This window comes from Paracoccus aerius (assembly GCF_014656455.1).
GTDB classification, from domain to species: Bacteria; Pseudomonadota; Alphaproteobacteria; order Rhodobacterales; family Rhodobacteraceae; genus Paracoccus; species Paracoccus aerius.
In genome coordinates this window covers 1-2729 of record NZ_BNCL01000067.1, presented here as the reverse complement: position 1 = coordinate 2729, position 2729 = coordinate 1, and the positions used below count along the sequence as shown (strand labels likewise).

The window sequence follows — 2729 nt, the reverse complement described above, 5'->3', positions numbered from 1 at the left end:
CGCCCGGCCATTCCCGAGCGGATCGCTTCCGAGAAATCGCCCCGGCCATAGCCCGCGTCGCGTCCGCCGCCATAGCCGCGATCTTGGTCATAAGGATCGTAGCCGCCGCCTGACCTGCCATAGCCGCCAGTGGACCGGCCGCCATACTCACCCGACCGGCCATAGTCGTTGCCATAGCCGCCGCCCGAACGGCTGCCGTAGTCACCGGAGCGGGATCCATGATCACCGGACCGGCCATAGTCGTCGCTATAGCCGCCCCGACCCGACCGCCCTTCATATCCACCGCCAGAGCCGCCGTAGTCGCGGTCATCATCCATGCGGCGGCGACGGTCGGCATCGTCGTCGCCGAACCACGATCGCACCTCGTCCCCGGCTTTGTCAGACCAGTCCCGCGATCTGTCGCGGCGCGAATATTCGTCGCGGCGGCCATAGCCCCGGCCAAAACGATCTCGATCTTCCCAGTCACGTGTCATCTGCTGTCCTCCTGTAGCAGTGAGTGCGGATTGGGCATCCACAGACCAGACAAACGTCCTGACTTGGCGAGTGTTCCCCGAACACGGCCGGAGCCGCACCTGCGATCTGGTCAGGGAGGAAAACCAGAAGCGGACGGAAGAAGGCCCTGTCTCCGATACTGGCCCGCCCTCCTGGGGCGGCTCACGGACGGTACCCCAGACAGCCTTCTTAAGGAGGAAGAGCCAGTCTAGACACGCAGCCTCTCAATCGAGCAACATCCGGGCAGTCAGATAGCGCCGATCAGGTGAAGTCCTCCTGGAGGTTGAGGCATCCAGTTGTCGCCGAGACGTTACAATGGCAGTATGACGCTTCAGCTTGCGGGGGAGACTGTGTCCGTTCAGTCGGCGCCGAGCGGCTCGGGACGGCGACCTTCGAAAAGGATCTTCAGCAGGTGCGCGCGAACCACTTCGTTGGTAAAAGGCTTGCTGATGAACTCGGCATCGTCCGGCATGTCGCCCGACTTCGGGGTCACGCCACCCGACGCCACCAGGATGCCGATCTCTGGCCAGCCTTGTGCACAAAGCCGCGCCAAGTCAAAGCCGGTCATCTTGCCAGGCGGCATGCTCACGTCAGTGAAGAGCAGTTGGACGTTCTGGCCGAATTTGCGGAGAAGCTCCACAGCCTGCTCGGCCGTTGCTGCCTCATAACAGCGGAAGCCTGCTTCCTTCACGATCTCGCACGCATCCATCCTGATGAGGGCGCTATCATCCACAACCAGTGCATAGGGGCGGTGCCGATGCATGTCATTTCTTCCTCTTCATTGCAAAGGAGAAGGATGGCGTAACATCATCAGTTCCGGCGACCGACATGTTACTTGACAGGTGAGAGGATCCCGGCGACGCCTTTCCCATGACCTACATGGCAATCCTCTATCGAGGTGAGGCGCTTACGCCGAAAGGGGTTCTGCCAAGCAGGACATCCTGGCCACATCGCGGCGCAAGAATACCGCAGCGGGTTTGACGGGCTTCCTGCATCGGGAAAGCGACATCTACTATCAATGGCTGGAAGGACCGGAGGACGAGGTCATGGCTGACCTTCAGCCGCATCAGTGCCGATAACAGGCACGGCGATCTTGAGGCCTGGACCGGCAGCAGGTGGCAACCCGCAGCTTTTCGACATGGGCGATGGGCATGGTAACTCGGAGACAACGTCCCTCTTCGACTGGGCGGCCTGTCATGATGCTCCTCTCCGCCTGCCGCGGGTATTTGATATCCTGAGATTCATGAAGGAGTGTGCCGAACGTCAGGAATGAGACGTCGGCTGCGGTCAGGTGACAAAGCGTCTATCATCGGTGACCTACAACTGGCCTGGCGCTTCTGCGGACCGGTTGTCAGGCAGGAGGCTTGCCCTGCCTCCACTTGCTTTATTTCCCGGTACCCTTCGGCAGTCCCAGGTGTCAACATGTGCCTTGAGGACAACAGACCGAGGGTTCAGCACAACCTAGGCACGAAAAAGTTCCACTAATTTACACTATCTTATAAAAGTAAGCGAATCTTTGCCGATGAGACAACCCAAAGCAGGTATTGAGTGACAATGCGCCGGACAATGACTGCCAAGATGCTTCAAGACTATCTTTCATCCGCCCATACAGCGCTTCTTCTCTGCCGCGCCCATGCCGATCGGTTTGAATTGACGAGCGAAGAGGCCAGTGACGCCGCGCACCGCATTTCCCTCAGCATCGCTGAACTTGAAGATCTGCAGCAAGACATCGGCAAGCAGCCAGTGTACGGCTGACCGACAAAGCGCAGGCTAGCCCGCATATCAACCTGCGCTGTCGATTTCCTCGACACATGTGCTGGCGACCCACGCCCGCGGCACAGTCTGCTCCTGGTAGAACCCAGATGAAGCAGGTGGTAAAGGAGATGTTTGTTACCGCGTGGCAGAGGATGCTGGACCGCTCCTTCGCTGAGCGCTTCGGGAAGGCAGCAATGATCAGCGTGATCAGGAACGTTTCCTTGAGCCGCAGCCTGAAGACGTCAGGAAGGCCTTCGCTCCACGTCTTTTGGCAAAGGTGGCCGACGAGATCCGCCTGTCGCTGGCCGAACCCACCAGGACGCCGCTTGGACGCCCGGACGCTTGGCACGAGCCATTCAGGGAGCAGGGGAAGACAAGTCTCCCACCTCTGGCAAGAATGGTAACCGGCCGATTGTTACCGCGGCGGTTGAGCCTTGAAGCGTTGCGCGAGTTCAGGATCGCTAACGAAGTCGTCGAGGAAC

At 59.8% G+C, this 2729-nt stretch carries 4 protein-coding genes; 2 read left to right on the top strand and 2 right to left on the bottom strand.

Going from position 1 to position 2729, the window contains the following annotated elements; all coding sequences use genetic code 11:
- Both IE224_RS20615 and IE224_RS20610 read right to left on the bottom strand, forming a co-directional pair.
- Positions 1 to 473, bottom strand: a 473-nt coding sequence (locus IE224_RS20615; protein ID WP_191313374.1) for an SWFGD domain-containing protein, incomplete at its 3' end; no start/stop codon positions are given.
- A gap of 377 nt (positions 474 to 850) precedes the next feature.
- Positions 851 to 1255, bottom strand: coding sequence for a response regulator (locus tag IE224_RS20610; RefSeq protein ID WP_191313373.1), 405 nt, complete (start codon positions 1253 to 1255; stop codon positions 851 to 853).
- 175 nt (positions 1256 to 1430) lie between these two features.
- Between IE224_RS20610 and IE224_RS21495 the strand changes: the two genes are divergently transcribed.
- The gene (locus tag IE224_RS21495) at positions 1431 to 1571 is read left to right on the top strand and encodes a BLUF domain-containing protein (RefSeq protein ID WP_191313376.1); all 141 of its coding nucleotides are present in this window, start codon (positions 1431 to 1433) and stop codon (positions 1569 to 1571) included.
- Positions 1572 to 2070: 499 nt separating this feature from the next.
- The gene (locus tag IE224_RS20600; protein WP_229849498.1) at positions 2071 to 2247 is read left to right on the top strand and encodes a hypothetical protein; all 177 of its coding nucleotides are present in this window, start codon (positions 2071 to 2073) and stop codon (positions 2245 to 2247) included.
- The last annotated feature ends 482 nt before the right edge of the window (positions 2248 to 2729 follow it).

Coding starts and splice junctions, on each gene's coding strand:
- IE224_RS20610 (WP_191313373.1), bottom strand. CDS start 1,255: ATGCATCGGCACCGCCCCTATGCACTGGTTGTGGATGATAGCGCCCTC.
- IE224_RS20600 (WP_229849498.1), top strand. CDS start 2,071: ATGCTTCAAGACTATCTTTCATCCGCCCATACAGCGCTTCTTCTCTGC.